This is a genomic window from Psychroserpens mesophilus, from assembly GCF_000826645.1.
GTDB lineage: Bacteria > Bacteroidota > Bacteroidia > Flavobacteriales > Flavobacteriaceae > Psychroserpens > Psychroserpens mesophilus.
Genome location: NZ_JXJP01000003.1, coordinates 32,970 through 49,292 on the forward strand (window position 1 = coordinate 32,970; position 16,323 = coordinate 49,292).

Below are 16,323 nucleotides of genomic sequence, written 5' to 3' on the forward strand. Positions count from 1 at the left end.
TATAATGAATTGATTTGTTGTAATTTCACAATAAATATAATTGCTATTTAGATGAAAATTATGAAGCTAAACAACTGACAACTTTGCATCTTCCGTTTCTAAAATATAAACTACTCTATATCTACTATAAATATGTGATACATTTTTTCTATTTTTGCGAGAATGAAGTTTACAGCACAACAGATAGCTGGAATCTTAGAAGGAGACATTGTAGGGAATCCTGATGTTGAAGTTTCTAAGCTTTCAAAGATAGAAGAAGGAACAAAAGGCTCATTAACCTTTCTGTCAAATCCTAAGTACACCTCATTTATTTATTCGACCAAAGCTTCCATAACCATTGTTAATAAAACGTTCAAGCCAGAACATGAGATAAGCACGACCTTAATAAAAGTAGAAGATGCTTATAAATCTTTTTCGAAGTTATTAGAATATTATAACCAAGTGAAGCTTAATAAGCAAGGTGTTGAACAGCCTTCGTTTATATCAGATTCAGCTACTCTAGGAGATGATGTGTACGTTGGTGCGTTTAGTTACATTGGTAATAATGTGCGTATTGGCAACCATGTTAAGATTTTTCCCAATGCTTACATTGGCGATAATGTAACTATAGGTGATCATACCATCGTTTTTGCTGGAGCTAAGATATATTCCGAATCACTAATTGGTCATCATTGTGTTATCAATTCTGGAGTAATTGTTGGTGCTGATGGTTTTGGTTTTGTTCCAGATGAAAATGGAGAATATAGTAAAGTACCACAAATTGGAAATGTCATTATTGAAGATTATGTAGACATTGGAGCAGCAACTACAATTGACAGAGCCACCTTAGGTTCAACAATTATTAGAAAAGGTGTCAAACTAGACAATCAAATTCAGATTGCTCATAATGTAGAAATCGGTAAAAATACAGTTATAGCTGCCCAAACAGGTGTTGCAGGTTCTACAAAAATAGGTGAAAACTGCTTAATAGGTGGTCAGGTCGGAATCGTTGGTCATCTTACTATTGGAAATAATGTGAGAATACAGGCGCAATCAGGTATTGGTCGTCATGTGAAAGACAATGAAATTCTACAAGGCTCACCATCATTTAATTATGGAGATTGGAACAAGTCTTATGTATATTTTAAAAATCTCCCAAAGATTGTTAAAACGATAAATGATTTAGAAAAGAAAGTAAATGGCAATAATTAAAACAGACGTTAAGCAAAGAACGATACAAAAAGAAGTATCTCTAACAGGTGTTGGTTTACACACTGGAAAAGATGTGAAACTTACGTTTTGTCCTGCTCCAGTAAATAACGGGTTTTCTTTTAAGCGCGTAGATCTCGAGGGTTCTCCTGTTATTGAAGCAGATGCAAATTATGTAACAAATACGCAACGAGGTACTTGTCTCGAAAAAAATGGGGTTACCATTCAAACATCTGAACACGTTTTAGCTGCATTGGTTGGTCTAGATATTGATAACGCCATTGTTGAACTCGATGCTTCTGAACCTCCAATTATGGATGGTTCTTCCAAGTTTTTTGTTGAAGCTCTTGAAAAAGCAGGTATTACCGAACAAGACGATTTTCGTGAAGAATATGTTGTAACCGATGTGATATCTTACTCCGATGAAGAGTCTGGCAGCGAAATTATCGTGATGCCATCTAAAGAATATCAGGTGACTGCTATGGTCGATTTCGGAACCAAAGTTCTCGGAACTCAAAATGCAACTCTAAATCATATTTCAGATTTTAAAGAAGATATTTCAGATTCAAGAACCTTTAGTTTTTTGCATGAGCTTGAAACTTTGCTTGAAAATGGTTTGATAAAAGGAGGCGATCTCAATAATGCAATAGTATATGTTGATAAAGAATTATCACCTGATACTATGGAGAAATTAAAAATAGCGTTTAAAAAAGATTCTATTGCTATTAAACCTAATGGTATTTTAGATAATCTAACACTACATCATCCTAATGAAGCTGCCAGACACAAATTACTTGATGTTGTTGGCGATTTGGCATTGATTGGAACTCGAATAAAAGGAAAAGTAATAGCCAATAAACCTGGGCATTATATCAATACTCAGTTTGCTAAGAAAATTTCTAAAATTATAAAAAATGAGCGTCGTAATAACGTGCCGCAAATAGATTTGAATCAAGAGCCTCTAATGGATATTATTCAAATTATGGATATGTTACCACACAGGCAACCATTCCTCTTATTGGATAAAGTATTTGAACTTTCAGATTCTCACGTCATAGGCATGAAAAATGTGACCATGAATGAAGAGTTTTTTAAAGGGCATTTTCCTGGAGCTCCTGTAATGCCTGGTGTTCTTATTGTTGAGGCAATGGCGCAAACTGGAGGCATTCTCGTGCTTAGTACTGTACCAGATCCTGAGAATTATTTAACGTTCTTTATGAAAATTGATAAAGTAAAATTCAAACAAAAAGTTGTTCCTGGTGACACACTCATATTTAAATGTGACTTAATTACTCCTATAAGACGAGGTATTTGTCACATGCAAGGTTACGCTTATGCCAATGGAAAACTTTGCGCAGAAGCTGAGTTAATGGCACAAATTTCAAAAGTAAAATAAAATGAACCAACCTTTAGCATATGTACATCCTGGAGCAAAAATCGCCAAGAATGTAGTCATCGAACCTTTTACAACAATTTACAGTAATGTGACAATTGGAGAAGGTACTTGGATTGGGAGTAACGTAACCATAATGGAAGGTGCTCGTATTGGTAAAAATTGTAATATCTTTCCTGGATCAGTGATTTCTGCTGTACCTCAGGATTTAAAATACAATGATGAAGATACATTAACTATTATTGGTGATAATGTTACCATAAGAGAATGTGTAACAATCAACAGAGGGACAACCGACAGGATGAAAACAGTTATAGGTAATAATTGTCTAATTATGGCATATTGCCATGTCGCTCATGATTGTATCGTTGGAAACAATTGTATTTTTTCAAATAACAGCACATTAGCTGGTCATATTAATGTTGGAGATTTTGTTGTTTTAGCTGGTATGACAGCTGTACATCAGTTTTGCTCTATAGGAAATCATGCTTTCGTTACAGGAGGTTCCCTAGTGAGAAAAGATGTGCCACCTTTTGTAAAAGCTGGTCGTGAACCGTTATCTTATGTAGGTATCAATTCGGTTGGTTTACGTCGACGTGGATTTTCTACAGAAAAGATTAGAGAAATCCAAGATATTTACAGGATGCTCTATCAAAAAAATTATAATAATACACAAGCTTCCGATTTAATTGAAGCCGAAATGGAAGCCACTCCTGAACGTGATGAAATTCTTCAGTTTATAAAGAATTCTCATCGAGGAATCATGAAAGGTTATTTTAAATCAAATTAAAGCAAAGGTTTAAATAGATTTAATAAATAATTGATTACTAACAATATAAAATAAGAGCTGTTTTCTTTCGATTTTTAGAACAACTCACATTACTTAACGAATAAACAACTTAACACTAATAAAATGGCAAGTACTTCAGATATAAGAAACGGATTGTGTATCAAATACAACAACGATATTTACAAAATTATAGAGTTTCTTCATGTAAAACCAGGTAAAGGACCAGCATTTGTAAGAACTAAAATGAAAAGTGTTACTACTGGTAAAGTTTTAGATAATACGTTTTCTGCAGGTCATAAAATTGATGACGTTCGAGTTGAAACTCATAAATTTCAATTCTTATACAACGATGGTGAGTTTTATCATTTTATGAACGAAGCAGATTACACGCAAATTAGACTCTTAGAAGCTGCTATTGATAGAACTGATTTGCTGAAAGAAGGTGAAGTAGTTACAATTCTTATTAATACTGAAGATAACATGCCTCTTTCAGTTGATATGCCAGCGACAGTAATTTTAGAAGTTACAGCAACTGAACCTGGAGTTAAAGGGAATACCGCAACAAATGCAACTAAACCTGCTACTGTAGAAACTGGAGCAGAAGTTAATGTGCCTTTATTTATTAATGAAGGTGATAAAATAAAAATTGAAACAGAAAAAGGAACGTATAAAGAACGTATCAAGGACTAATGAAGTTTCCTAAACCGTATACACTTAAAGAGATTGCAACAATTATTTCTACAGAATTTGTAGGAACTGACGATTTTCCTGTACTAGGAATGAATGAAATTCATGTGGTTGAATCTGGAGATATTGTTTTCGTTGATCATCCAAAATACTACAATAAAGCATTAGAGTCAGCAGCTACAGTTGTTCTTATAAATAAACAAGTTGAGTGTCCAGAGGGTAAAGCCCTTTTAATTAGTGATGATCCTTTCAGAGATTTTAACAAGCTCACACAATATTTTAGACCATTTCAGTCCTCTCAAAACTCAATTTCTCCTTCAGCAAAAATTGGTGAGCATACAGTTATTCAACCGAATACGTTTGTTGGTAACAACGTGATAATTGGTGATAATTGTATCATTCATTCTAATGTAAGTATTTATGATAATACCGTTATTGGTAATAATGTCACCATTCATTCTGGTACTGTTTTAGGTGCTAACGGATTTTACTACAAGAAACGTCCGGAAGGTTATGATCAATTACTTTCTGGCGGACGAGTTGTTATTGGTAATCATGTCGATATTGGTGCTTGTTGTACAATTGATAAAGGTGTTACTGGTGACACAACCATTGGAGATGGAACAAAATTAGATAATCAGATTCAAGTTGGTCACGATACGATTATTGGAAAAAAATGTCTAATCGCTTCTCAAACTGGAATTGCTGGTTGCGTCGTTATTGAAGATGAAGTGACAATTTGGGGACAAGTAGGCACAGCTAGTGGAATCACTATAGGTGCAAAAGCTGTTGTACAAGCACAAGCAGGTGTTACTAAATCCATAGAAGGCGGAAAGGTATATTGGGGAACACCTATACAAGAAGCACGTTTGGAATTAAAACGCTTAGCTTCGATTAAACAAATTCCTAGAATTTTAGAAGAACTAAAAAAATTAAAATGAGTTCAAAAGATATTGTTAGAAAATTTTATCAATCCGATTTAGCCATAGATGAGTCTATAATGGATTTCTTTCACAACGATTGTGAGTTAAATTGGAATAGTAGTAAAGGATTCTCTAAACTAGATTATAAAGGGGTTGAGCATATGCTTTCTGGTGTTCAAAAATCATATCTCTCATTTAAATTTAGAGTAAGCCATCTGTTAGAAGACAATAATGTTGTAACGTCTAGATACACGATTTACGCTACAACCATTGAACGACCTGAAAAAGAAGATGCTATTGCCCATTTTATATCAATTTGGGAAGTTAAAGATGATAAACTCTTCAGAGGATTTGAGATAAGTCAATTGGCTGACGCTAGTTCTGAAAGCTTAAACTCTTACGCAGAAATAAAAGTTTAAAAAGGTTTATTAATCAGTATCAAAAAACTTATTTTTGCACAACGAATTACTAATTAAAAATTCAATAAAAAAATCAAACACAAATGAGCGTTTTAGTTAACAAAGATTCAAAAATAATAGTTCAAGGATTTACAGGTAGTGAAGGTACATTTCACGCTGGTCAAATGATTGATTATGGAACCAATGTTGTTGGTGGTGTTACTCCGGGAAAAGGAGGTCAAATGCACTTAGATAAGCCTGTTTTTAATACAGTTCAAGAAGCTGTAGATAAAGTTGGAGCAGATACGACTATTATTTTTGTTCCACCTGCATTTGCTGCAGATGCCATAATGGAAGCAGCTGAAGCTGGTATTAAAGTGATTATTACTATTACAGAAGGCATTCCTGTTGCAGATATGATTAAAGCCTCAAATTATATTAAAGGAAAAGATTGTCGCTTAATTGGTCCTAATTGCCCTGGTGTAATTACACCCGGAGAAGCAAAAGTTGGGATCATGCCTGGTTTCGTATTCAAAAAAGGGAAAGTAGGTATTGTTTCTAAATCTGGAACTTTAACTTACGAAGCTGCTGATCAGGTTGTGAAACAAGGCTTAGGAATTACAACTGCTATCGGTATTGGTGGCGATCCAATTATTGGAACTACAACTAAAGAAGCTGTTGAGTTGTTAATTAATGATCCAGAAACTGAATGTGTGGTTATGATAGGTGAAATTGGTGGTCAATTGGAAGCTGACGCAGCTAAATGGTATCAAAATAGTGGTAGTAAGAAACCCGTAGTCGGATTTATAGCAGGTGAAACTGCTCCTGCTGGACGCACAATGGGTCACGCAGGTGCCATTGTTGGCGGAAGTGATGATACTGCTCAAGCTAAAAAAGCGATTATGAGAGAGTGTGGTATTCACGTTGTGGATTCTCCTGCTGAAATCGGTAAAAAGGTAGCAGAAGTTATTAGTTAATCCTCTGTTAAAATATATATAAAAACATCACGTTATCATTCCGTTAGCTCTATTTTAGCTAACGGATTTTTTTTTACATACTAATCAATATTATTACACAAACATGAAGTACATTAAATTATTTGCTTTGGTTGCATTTGTAGCTTTTGCTTACAGTTGTAAAACCGAAAACAGCAACAAAGATTTGGCATACACCGTCGAGTCTCAAAAAGATGCTAGTGGTTTTTCTTATGAAACAGTTGCTAACGATCCAACAGGTTTACGATTGTATACTTTAGACAATGGTCTGAAAGTATATTTAAGCAAAAACATTGAAGAGCCAAAAATTCAAACCTACATTGCTGTAAGAGCAGGATCAAACTACGATCCTAAAGAATCTACAGGATTAGCACACTATCTTGAGCATATGGTATTTAAAGGTACTGATGAGATAAGTTCGTTAGATTGGGAAAAAGAAAAAACGTATTTAGATCAAATTTCAGATTTATATGAACAACACAGAGCTGAAACTGACCCAGAAAAAAAGAAAGAAATCTACAAGAAAATTGATGAAGTGTCTCTTGAGGCTTCCAATTATGCAGTGGCGAATGAATATGATAAAATGATCAGTTCATTAGGTGCAACTGGTACTAACGCTTACACATGGTTTGAACAAACTGTATACACCAATAAAATTCCAACCAACGAATTAGACAAGTGGTTAATGGTTGAAGGAGAACGTTTCGGTCAATTGGTGTTGCGTCTTTTTCATACCGAATTAGAAGCAGTTTTCGAAGAGTTTAATAGAGGTCAGGATAACGACTTTAGAAAGATGTATGCTGCAATGCTTGATGGTTTATTTCCTAATCATCCTTACGGACAACAAACTACCATTGGTACTGGAGAACATTTAAAAAATCCTTCAATGGTAGATATCCATAATTATTTTGACAAATATTATGTGCCAAATAATATGGCAATGGTTTTAGTTGGAGATTTTGATTTTGACGAAACTATTAAAAAGGTGAATGATACCTTCGGAAAATTAGAAAGTAAAGATGTTGTGCATCCAACCTTACCAAAAGAAGAACCAATCACCTCTCCAGTAGTTAAAGAAGTATTTGGTCCAACTGCTGAAAATGTATCGATAGCATTCAGAACTGAAGGCGCTGGTACCGAACAAGAAAAATTAATCACACTTTGTGATATGATTTTAGCTAACGGAAATGCAGGTTTAATCGACCTAAACCTTAATCAGCAGCAACTTGTGCAAAGAGCAGGCTGTTCTCCAACTATTTTAAAAGAATACGGATATCATACTTTTAATGGTACTCCAAAAGACGGACAAACATTAGATGAAGTTAAATTGTTACTGTTAGCTCAAATTGAAAAATTGAAAAATGGAGAGTTTGATGACTGGATGATTGATGCTGTTGTTAACGATTTAAAACTTAACCAGACGCGTCAATATGAAAATAGTACAGCATTAGCAAATATGTATGTTGACGCATTTATTAAGCATGAAGACTGGAATAATCGTGTGAAATTTTTGGAAGATCTAAAATCCATATCAAAGCAAGAATTAGTTGATTTTGCTAAAGGATTTTACAAAGATAATTATGTCATAACTTATAAAAGACAAGGTGAAGATACGTCGATTGTAAAAGTTCAAAACCCTGGAATTACACCCGTAAATGTTAACAGAGATAAAAGTTCAGAATTCCTGACTAATTTCAACAATAAAGAAGCAGAACCACTTCAGCCAAAATATGTAGATTATAAAGAGGCCATTAAAACGACTAAAATGGATAATGGTCTTGAGGTGTCTTATATCAAAAATGACTTAAACGATTTATTTGATATGAATATCATTTTCGATATGGGAAGCGACAATGATAAAAAATTAGGACTTGCAGCTGGTTACATGGAATATCTTGGAACCGATAAGTATTCAGCTGAAGAACTCAAGAAAGAATTTTATAAATTAGGGATCAACTATTATGTTAGTGCTGGTGCTGAAACAACTTATGTTGGTTTAAATGGTTTAAAAGAAAACTTGCCTAAAGGATTAGAATTGTTAGAACATTTATGGAATAATGCAGTTCCTGATGAAGAAGCTTATAATAAATACGTACAATCTATAGCTAAAGGTCGTCAAGATAACAAAACTCAAAAAGGAAATATTCTTTACAGTGGTTTGATGAGTTATGGCCAATACGGAGAAAATTCTCGTTTAAGAAATATTTATCAAATTAGTGAGTTGGAGGCAATGAACCCTCAGGAATTAGTAGATATCATTAAAAGTATGAAAGACTATAATCAACGCATTTTTTATTATGGAAAAGATGCTGACGCTGCAGTTGCTGCACTAAACGAGCATCATAAACTTCCTGAGCAATTAAATTCTTATCCTGAAGCTATGGCATATGTAGAAAAGGAAACTGGTGGAAATGTGTATTTTGTAGATTATGATATGGTGCAATCTGAAATGCTTTTCTTAGCAAAAGGTGATCCATTTAAAGTCGAAAATATGGCTGCTTCAAGATTGTTCAATACATACTTTGGTAGTGGTTTGTCGTCAATTGTATTCCAAGAAATTAGAGAGTCAAAGTCTTTAGCATATTCAGCTTGGTCAAATTATAGTACAGCGAGTAAGAAAGAGGATTCAAATTATGTTATGGCTTATATTGGAACGCAAGCTAATAAAATGCCACAGGCTGTTGATGCCATGATGGATTTAATGTCTGATATGCCTGAAGCAGAAGAACAATTTAATGCCGCTAAAGAAGCAACACTTAAGAAATTGGCTGCTCAACGAATCACAAAGTCTAATATTTTCTGGACGTATGAAGGTCTAAAGAAATTGGGTATTGACAATGATAACAGAGAGGAAATGTACAATGCTATAAAAGATATGACTATTGACGATTTACGCGATTTCTTTAATTCAAATATCAAAGGAGAAAACTATAACGTTATGGTTATTGGAAACAAAAAAGATATTGATTTTCAAGCGCTTAAAAAATTAGGTAAGGTTCAAGAAATGGATATTGATTACCTCTTCAATTATGAAAAGCCTGAAGAAATAAAAATGTAATTTAAAGACATCTTTAAGTAAAAAGCAGCTTCATTTTGAAGCTGCTTTTTTGGTTTTAAAACCAAATTACTTTCTTATCTTTAAAGACTTATTAAAAACTAATTTTTAAAATGAAAAAAACAACTTTCCTCTATCTTCTTTGTACATTGTTTTGTTTGCAATCTGTCGTTGCTCAAAAAGAGAAAAAAGAAGATAAACAACCTTTAGATGACATAAAAATTAATGGATTAAAATGGCGAAGTATCGGACCATCATTAACCTCAGGCCGAATTTCAGATGTTGCTGTAAATCCTAACAATCCATTCGAATACTATGTGGCAGCTTCTGCTGGAGGCGTGTGGAAAACGACAAATTCAGGAGTAACATTCACACCAATTTTTGATAATGAAGGTTCGTATTCAATTGGATGTATCACTATTGATCCTAATAATCCCAATGTGATTTGGGTTGGCACAGGAGAAAATAATAACCAGCGGTCTGTGTCCTATGGAGATGGTATTTATAAATCTATAGATGGTGGTACCACCTGGAAACACATGGGATTAAAAATGTCGGAGCATATTGGTAAAATCATTGTGCATCCCGACGATTCTAATGTTGTATTTGTTGCTGCAATTGGTCCGTTATGGAGTAAAGGAGGAGATCGTGGTTTATATAAAACAACTAATGGAGGTGAAACTTGGGAAGCTGTTTTAACAGTTGACGAACATACTGGTGTTAATGATGTGGTTATGGATTTAAATAATCCTGATGTGCTTTATGCGTCTACATTTCAACGCAGACGTCATGTATACACATATGTTGGAGGTGGACCAGGTTCTGGTCTTCATAAAAGTACAGATGGTGGTAAAACATGGTCAAAAAGTCAAAATGGTTTGCCTAGTGTTGAATTAGGAAGAATTGGCTTATCTATTTCTCCTGCAGATCCAGAAATTATTTATGCTATTGTAGAAGCAGCAGACGGAAAAGGAGGTTTTTTCGCATCTACGAACAGAGGCGCAAGTTGGGAAAAACGAAGCTCTCATGTTACCAGTGGTAATTACTATCAAGAAATAATTGCAGATCCCGTAGATCCTCATACCATTTATTCTATGGATACATGGATGTCAGTGAGTCATGATGGTGGACGAACATTTGAAGGTGTAGGAGAAGTGTTTAAACATGTCGATAACCATTGTATGTGGATAAATCCTAATAATAATAAGCATTGGCTTGTAGGTTGTGATGGTGGTATGTATGAAACCTTTGATGCTGCTGCAACTTGGGATTTTAAAGAAAATATTCCTGTAACCCAATTTTATAAAGTGGCTGTCGATAATGATTATCCGTTTTATAACGTCTATGGAGGTACTCAAGATAATTTTAGTATTGGTGGACCTTCGAGGGTGTTGACAAATCACGGAATCACAAATTTCGACTGGTTCATTACCAATGGAGGTGATGGTTTCGAATCTCAAATTGATCCTGAAAATCCAAACATCGTTTATGCACAATCGCAAAACGGATTCTTAGTACGTTTTGATAAATTAAGTGGAGAAATTGTAGGTATTCAGCCAGCAGAACGTGATGGAGAAGATGCATATCGTTTTAACTGGGATTCACCTTTAGCGGTAAGTAAACACAAATCCGGACGCTTATATTTTGCCGGAAATAAAGTATTTCGTTCTGATGATTATGGAAACAGCTGGAATGTGATTAGTGATGATTTATCGAAACAAATTAACCGTAATACTTTAAAAGTTTATGATCGTGTCGTGAGTATTGATGCAGTTGCTAAAAACGGATCAACCTCATTGTTTGGAGCTGTTGTAGCATTGTCTGAATCTCCAATTGATGAAAACTTATTAGCTGTTGGTACAGATGACGGACTGGTTCATATTTCTGAAAATGGAGGAGACTCTTGGAAGGAAATTTCTAATATTCCTGGAGCGCCAAATCAGTCGTATGTCAATTCAGTGTATTTATCAAAACACGATGTGAATGTAATATATGTGGCTTTTAATCATCATAAGTATGGCGATTTTAAACCGTATATATTTATGTCTTCAAACAAAGGCGCAACATGGACAAACATTAGCAATAACTTACCAAAAGGAAGTGTGTATGCAATTGAAGAAGATCATGTGGACAAAAATTTAATTTTCTGTGGAACAGAATATGGTGCTTTCTTCTCTCCGAATCAAGGACAACGTTGGAAAGAATTATCGGCTGGATTACCAACAATTGCAGTCAGAGATATGACAATTCAAGAACGTGAAAACGATCTGGTTTTGGGAACATTCGGACGAGGTTTTTATGTGCTTGATGATTATTCAGCATTACGTACTATTGAAAACAGTAAGCCTTCAGAAACAGCAATTTTGTTTCCTATTCGTGAAGCCTTAAGTTGGGAGCGTAGTTCGCCATTAGGTTTGCCAGGAAAAGCATTCCAAGGTGATAATTTTTATACTTCTGAAAATTTAGGTCCTGAAGCGATGATTACTTACTACTACAATGAAACTTACGAATCCTTAAAAGACAAGCGTTCAGAAAAAGAAAAAGAACTGATTAAAAATAGAAAGGACACACCTTACCCTAATTATGATCAATTAAAAGCTGAACGTAGCGAGGAAGACCCACAATTGGTTTTTACCATTAAAAATAGTTCTGGTACTGTGGTTAAAAAAGAGTTCCAAACCCCTAAAGAAGGTGTGCAACGTTTCCATTGGAATTTAAGGTATACTTTGCCAAATCCGATTAATTTAAGTACGTCTTCATTTTACAATCCTTGGGAACCAATAGATGAAGGGACTTTAGTTGAACCAGGTACATACACTGTACAAATGGATTTGTTTAAGGATGGTTCAATGACCGCATTGGTTGCTCCTAAATCGTTTACAGTAAAAGCACTTAAAAATACAGTTATGCCTGCGGAAGACAGAGCAGCTAAAGTAGCTTTTCAGAAAGGAGTTTCACAACTTGAAGCCGATTATGCCGCAACACAAACCATTATGAATGAAACGTACAATAAATTGCGTTACATCAAAGCTGCGATTAAACGTTCAGAACAACCTTTTGAAACTTTAACAGCTTCAGTAATGGCTATTGAAGATAAACTTGAAAATATAAGTGTTGAATTGTATGGCGATCCTGTAAAAAGTAGTTTGGATGTGAGTCAGCCACAATCACCTGCAAATAGAATTGGAATCATTAGCTATGAGCAGAAATATTCAACCTCAGCGCCTACTGAAACTCACAAAAATAGTTTTGCAATAGCTAAGCGTGAAATAAGTGCTATTAAGAAAAAAGTTGAAGCTGTTTATAATGTAGATATTAAACAACTTGAGGACAAACTAATTGCTTCTGGTGCAGGATACACTCCTGGACGTGGTTATAAAGACTAGTGTAAAGTTTTTAATTGATATTAAAATCAGCTGCTATTCTTAGTAGCTGATTTTTTTTATCATGAATTGTTAAGGTTTATTTAAAGCACTTGCGTTTGTCGGTTGTGTTTTTTAAATTATTATAAATCAATTACATAACAATTACTATGAAAACAAAAATCACCACACTATTACTGTTATTAAGTTTAACCTTGGGTTTTGCTCAACAATATCCACCAATTAATGATGGGAGCCTTAAAGTTGAAGCTAAGGCAGATTCTATAACTGATGCTTATGATAGAGAACTGTCTATGACTGCAAAACAAAAAGCATTGTTTAAACTTAAAGTTGAAGACTATTTATTAAGAAAGCAAAACATTGAATCTAAGTATGAAGGACGTAAGCAGCTCACAGCATTAGTAGAATTACAAGCGCAAGAAACTTTAGACATGAATGACATTTTGACCAGAATCCAAATGCAGGTCTATAAAAAGATTAAGCCTGAAATCCAACCATTAAAAATAGTTAAGCCATGATAAAAATGGTAATTTTAACATTCATAATTCTTAACACATGAAATTCATATACAAAGGTTTCTGTGTGTTGATTGTTTTTGGTTTTAGTCTTTTGAGTTCTTGTGGTTCAAGCAAAACAAAAGTAACTCCAGAACAACTAAATCAACTTGCAGAATTGGTTAATGACAAACATTTTGAAATAGTGTCAGATAGGGCTTATCCTCAAGTAACTAGTGGTATGGCTTCACTTCAGAATTCTGGTATACTTCCTCAGGGAAGCACTATTAATCAGATTAATTTAATTGGAAATGTTAATTACTTACGAATTGTAGGAGACAGTATTTATGCCGAACTGCCTTATTTTGGTGAACGTCGAATGAATGCTGGGTATAATGGTTCTGATACTTCAATAAATATGGAAACTATGTTACAGAATTACAGTGTTGAAGCAAATTCTAAAGATCATAGTTATATCATTTCATTTGATGCCAAAACGCAAACAGAGTTACTTTGGTTTACCATTACGATATTTCCAAATCTCAATACTTCGATCTTATTAAACAGTTCAACTCGTACGCCTATTCGATATTCAGGAGTGGTTTCCACTAGGTAGCTTATTAGTGATACTATTTTTTAGTTTCGTTTGATAAATCGTACATCCCTTACTTCTGAATAGATTATATATTATCTTTACAAAATGGAAAAGAAAAGCTATAAAATTCATATTATTGGAGCAGGCGTGAGTGGTCTAATAGCTGCTAAGGTCCTAGAAGATAACGGATATCATCCAATCATTATTGAGGCCTCAAATCGAGTAGGAGGTCGCGTTAAAACTGATGTCATCGATGGTTATCAGCTTGATCATGGCTTTCAAGTGTTATTAGATGCTTATCCACAAGCGCAAAAGTATCTTGATTTTAATGCATTGGAATTGCAGAAATTTGTGCCAGGTGCAACTATTTTCACTGATGGAAAAAGAAGTACAATTGGTGATCCTTTGAGAGACTGGTCGTTACTATTTTCAACATTATCCTCGTCTATTGGTACTATTGGTGATAAGCTTAAAATCTTAAAATTAAATTCGACCTTAAAGAAGATTTCTATTGAAACTATCTTTTCTTCTCCTGAAACTACAACTTTAAGTTATTTAGAATCTAAAGGATTTTCTGAGGATATTATTAACAAGTTTTATAAACCTTTTTTTGCTGGTATTTTTTTAGAACCACAATTGAATACATCTAGTCGGATGTTCAAATTTGTCTATAAAATGTTTGGAGAAGGTCATGCCGTCTTACCAAAAGCAGGCATTGAAGCAATACCAAGATATCTACAAAAACAATTGAAGCAAACATCAATTCGTTTTAATACAAAGGTGACTGCTGTAAATGATGATCATTTGGTTCTAGAGAATGGTGATAAAATCCGTACTCATTTTTCAATTATCGCCACAGAAGCAAGCCATCTTATTCCTAATTTAAAACAAACTACGAAATGGAAGTCTTGTGATAACTTGTATTTTACGATGGAAACTAGAGCCATTGATAAACCAATTATCGGACTGATATCCGACAGGAATGCACTCATTAATAATCTGTTTTTTCATAGTAGCCTAAATACAGCTTCGGAAACTGAACGAGAATTACTTTCTGTAACGATTGTTAAAAATCATAATCTTGACGAAAAACGTCTTATTGAAAATGTTCAGATTGAATTAGAAAAATTATGCGGTATTTCAAATACACATTTTTTAAAACGTTATCAGATCACAAAAGCTTTACCAGAACTAAATAATCTTCAATATGATTGTTCGCCTACGGAAACCCAATTAAAACCTACCATATTTCTTGCAGGTGATCAACAGCTAAACGGTTCACTAAATGCTGCCATGTTATCTGGACAACGTGCGGCTGAAGGACTCATATTAGCATTGGAAGATGGTTTACGGGTTGAAGAGTTAACTTCAGAATATTTATAAGTTAATAATCGTAATACTTATCTGTTTGTTCCATTATTTCTATGCTTTCTGTAACTAGTTCCTCTAGTACAAGCACATTCGCTAATCCCCTGTAATAAATCGATTCCAATAGTAATCACATGTGTTCCTGAATTAAAACCGGAAAGATCATTCATCGTCATTTGATAGGCATAGGCAAAATAGAGGCCGTTATGCATAATTCCAGCCATCGGACCAACATTAAGAGGTTTAAAAAATTGATCGTTTAAAAAGCGATAAGACGCTCCAATCCAATAGTAATCGCCATCTCTATTAAATTTTCTATATTTAAAATTAACATCAGTACTTGAACGGTTGTCACTGTCAAACATTTGAAAAAATACCGAAGGTTCAAACTCCACACTATTATTTCGTTTTGGAGAATACACATAACCTGTATATACTTGGTAGTTTAATAGTTTGCTAGGCTCTAAGCCTATAAAGTCATCAAGGTCTTTACTCAAGAAGTTATTCGCATTAAAACTGAAATAGAAATCTTTATAACGATACAGGAAACCAACATCAAAGTTATTGTTTGAAATTGCTCTATCATCAGTAATGCTCGGATCAACAATTGGGATTTCTTCAGTTGGACGGAAATTTTCTATATCAATTCTGAAACTGTTAATGTTATATGATATTCCGAAAGATAAAAACTGTTTCGAGGTATAATCTAAAATAAGATGATGCGCATACGAGAATTTCACACCTTTCTGACGTGTATTTCCATTTCTGTCATTGTATGCTGAAATTCCAACACCTGACCGACTTGCAATTCTAAAATCTGAATAAACCGACTGGTTGTCTGGAGCGTTTTTAATTCCAACCCATTGTGTTAATCCGTTAGCTCTAATTTTTAGATTATCTCCAATACCAGCATAAGTAGGGGAAATAACAAAATCGTTATCAGCCAGATATTGAGTCCAAACGGGTAAATTTAATTCTTGTCCATAACTAGAAGTAAAGACCAAAAAAAGAATATATAGTGTAATTTTTTTCATTTCATTGTAGTTTATAATTC

General features: G+C 34.1%; 13 protein-coding genes. 12 read left to right on the top strand and 1 reads right to left on the bottom strand.

The features are described from left to right. The first annotated feature begins 162 nt into the window (after positions 1–162). The 12 genes from lpxD (at position 163) to TD18_RS04105 (ending at position 15,284) form a co-directional block, all read left to right on the top strand. On the top strand, positions 163–1,191 hold the full coding sequence (gene lpxD / locus TD18_RS04050; RefSeq protein ID WP_040248875.1) for a UDP-3-O-(3-hydroxymyristoyl)glucosamine N-acyltransferase: 1,029 nt from the start codon (positions 163–165) through the stop codon (positions 1,189–1,191). Further along, the gene (locus TD18_RS04055; protein WP_040248876.1) at positions 1,178–2,584 is read left to right on the top strand and encodes a bifunctional UDP-3-O-[3-hydroxymyristoyl] N-acetylglucosamine deacetylase/3-hydroxyacyl-ACP dehydratase; all 1,407 of its coding nucleotides are present in this window, start codon (positions 1,178–1,180) and stop codon (positions 2,582–2,584) included. The genes lpxD and TD18_RS04055 overlap by 14 nt, the downstream gene beginning before the upstream one ends. Before the next feature lies 1 nt (position 2,585). Further along, positions 2,586–3,371 (top strand): acyl-ACP--UDP-N-acetylglucosamine O-acyltransferase, encoded by a 786-nt coding sequence (gene lpxA / locus TD18_RS04060; RefSeq protein WP_040248879.1) that lies wholly within the window; start codon positions 2,586–2,588, stop codon positions 3,369–3,371. A gap of 123 nt (positions 3,372–3,494) precedes the next feature. Then, on the top strand, positions 3,495–4,061 hold the full coding sequence (gene efp / locus TD18_RS04065) for an elongation factor P (protein WP_040248882.1): 567 nt from the start codon (positions 3,495–3,497) through the stop codon (positions 4,059–4,061). Beyond that, on the top strand, positions 4,061–4,999 hold the full coding sequence (locus TD18_RS04070; protein WP_040248885.1) for a UDP-3-O-(3-hydroxymyristoyl)glucosamine N-acyltransferase: 939 nt from the start codon (positions 4,061–4,063) through the stop codon (positions 4,997–4,999). The genes efp and TD18_RS04070 overlap by 1 nt, the downstream gene beginning before the upstream one ends. Next, positions 4,996–5,400: a nuclear transport factor 2 family protein gene (locus TD18_RS04075; protein ID WP_040248887.1), complete on the top strand. Its 405-nt coding sequence runs from the start codon at positions 4,996–4,998 to the stop codon at positions 5,398–5,400. The genes TD18_RS04070 and TD18_RS04075 overlap by 4 nt, the downstream gene beginning before the upstream one ends. Before the next feature lie 83 nt (positions 5,401–5,483). Then, complete coding sequence (sucD, locus tag TD18_RS04080; RefSeq protein WP_040248890.1) at positions 5,484–6,356, top strand: succinate--CoA ligase subunit alpha; 873 nt, start codon at positions 5,484–5,486, stop codon at positions 6,354–6,356. 103 nt (positions 6,357–6,459) lie between these two features. Continuing rightward, the gene (locus TD18_RS04085) at positions 6,460–9,432 is read left to right on the top strand and encodes a M16 family metallopeptidase (protein WP_040248893.1); all 2,973 of its coding nucleotides are present in this window, start codon (positions 6,460–6,462) and stop codon (positions 9,430–9,432) included. Positions 9,433–9,542: 110 nt separating this feature from the next. Continuing rightward, complete coding sequence (locus tag TD18_RS04090) at positions 9,543–12,815, top strand: glycosyl hydrolase (protein WP_040248897.1); 3,273 nt, start codon at positions 9,543–9,545, stop codon at positions 12,813–12,815. A gap of 146 nt (positions 12,816–12,961) precedes the next feature. Beyond that, complete coding sequence (locus tag TD18_RS04095) at positions 12,962–13,330, top strand: hypothetical protein (protein ID WP_040248899.1); 369 nt, start codon at positions 12,962–12,964, stop codon at positions 13,328–13,330. Positions 13,331–13,367: 37 nt separating this feature from the next. Further along, positions 13,368–13,922, top strand: a complete 555-nt coding sequence (locus TD18_RS04100; protein ID WP_040248902.1) for a DUF4251 domain-containing protein — start codon at positions 13,368–13,370, stop codon at positions 13,920–13,922. 84 nt (positions 13,923–14,006) lie between these two features. Beyond that, positions 14,007–15,284: an NAD(P)/FAD-dependent oxidoreductase gene (locus TD18_RS04105; protein ID WP_040248906.1), complete on the top strand. Its 1,278-nt coding sequence runs from the start codon at positions 14,007–14,009 to the stop codon at positions 15,282–15,284. A 17-nt stretch (positions 15,285–15,301) separates the two neighbouring features. On the opposite strand, the gene TD18_RS04110 is transcribed toward TD18_RS04105, so the two are convergent. Then, positions 15,302–16,303, bottom strand: a complete 1,002-nt coding sequence (locus tag TD18_RS04110) for a PorP/SprF family type IX secretion system membrane protein (RefSeq protein WP_040248909.1) — start codon at positions 16,301–16,303, stop codon at positions 15,302–15,304. Positions 16,304–16,323 lie beyond the last annotated feature (20 nt).

Coding starts and splice junctions, on each gene's coding strand:
- lpxD (WP_040248875.1), top strand. CDS start 163: ATGAAGTTTACAGCACAACAGATAGCTGGAATCTTAGAAGGAGACATT.
- TD18_RS04055 (WP_040248876.1), top strand. CDS start 1,178: ATGGCAATAATTAAAACAGACGTTAAGCAAAGAACGATACAAAAAGAA.
- lpxA (WP_040248879.1), top strand. CDS start 2,586: ATGAACCAACCTTTAGCATATGTACATCCTGGAGCAAAAATCGCCAAG.
- efp (WP_040248882.1), top strand. CDS start 3,495: ATGGCAAGTACTTCAGATATAAGAAACGGATTGTGTATCAAATACAAC.
- TD18_RS04070 (WP_040248885.1), top strand. CDS start 4,061: ATGAAGTTTCCTAAACCGTATACACTTAAAGAGATTGCAACAATTATT.
- TD18_RS04075 (WP_040248887.1), top strand. CDS start 4,996: ATGAGTTCAAAAGATATTGTTAGAAAATTTTATCAATCCGATTTAGCC.
- sucD (WP_040248890.1), top strand. CDS start 5,484: ATGAGCGTTTTAGTTAACAAAGATTCAAAAATAATAGTTCAAGGATTT.
- TD18_RS04085 (WP_040248893.1), top strand. CDS start 6,460: ATGAAGTACATTAAATTATTTGCTTTGGTTGCATTTGTAGCTTTTGCT.
- TD18_RS04090 (WP_040248897.1), top strand. CDS start 9,543: ATGAAAAAAACAACTTTCCTCTATCTTCTTTGTACATTGTTTTGTTTG.
- TD18_RS04095 (WP_040248899.1), top strand. CDS start 12,962: ATGAAAACAAAAATCACCACACTATTACTGTTATTAAGTTTAACCTTG.
- TD18_RS04100 (WP_040248902.1), top strand. CDS start 13,368: ATGAAATTCATATACAAAGGTTTCTGTGTGTTGATTGTTTTTGGTTTT.
- TD18_RS04105 (WP_040248906.1), top strand. CDS start 14,007: ATGGAAAAGAAAAGCTATAAAATTCATATTATTGGAGCAGGCGTGAGT.
- TD18_RS04110 (WP_040248909.1), bottom strand. CDS start 16,303: ATGAAAAAAATTACACTATATATTCTTTTTTTGGTCTTTACTTCTAGT.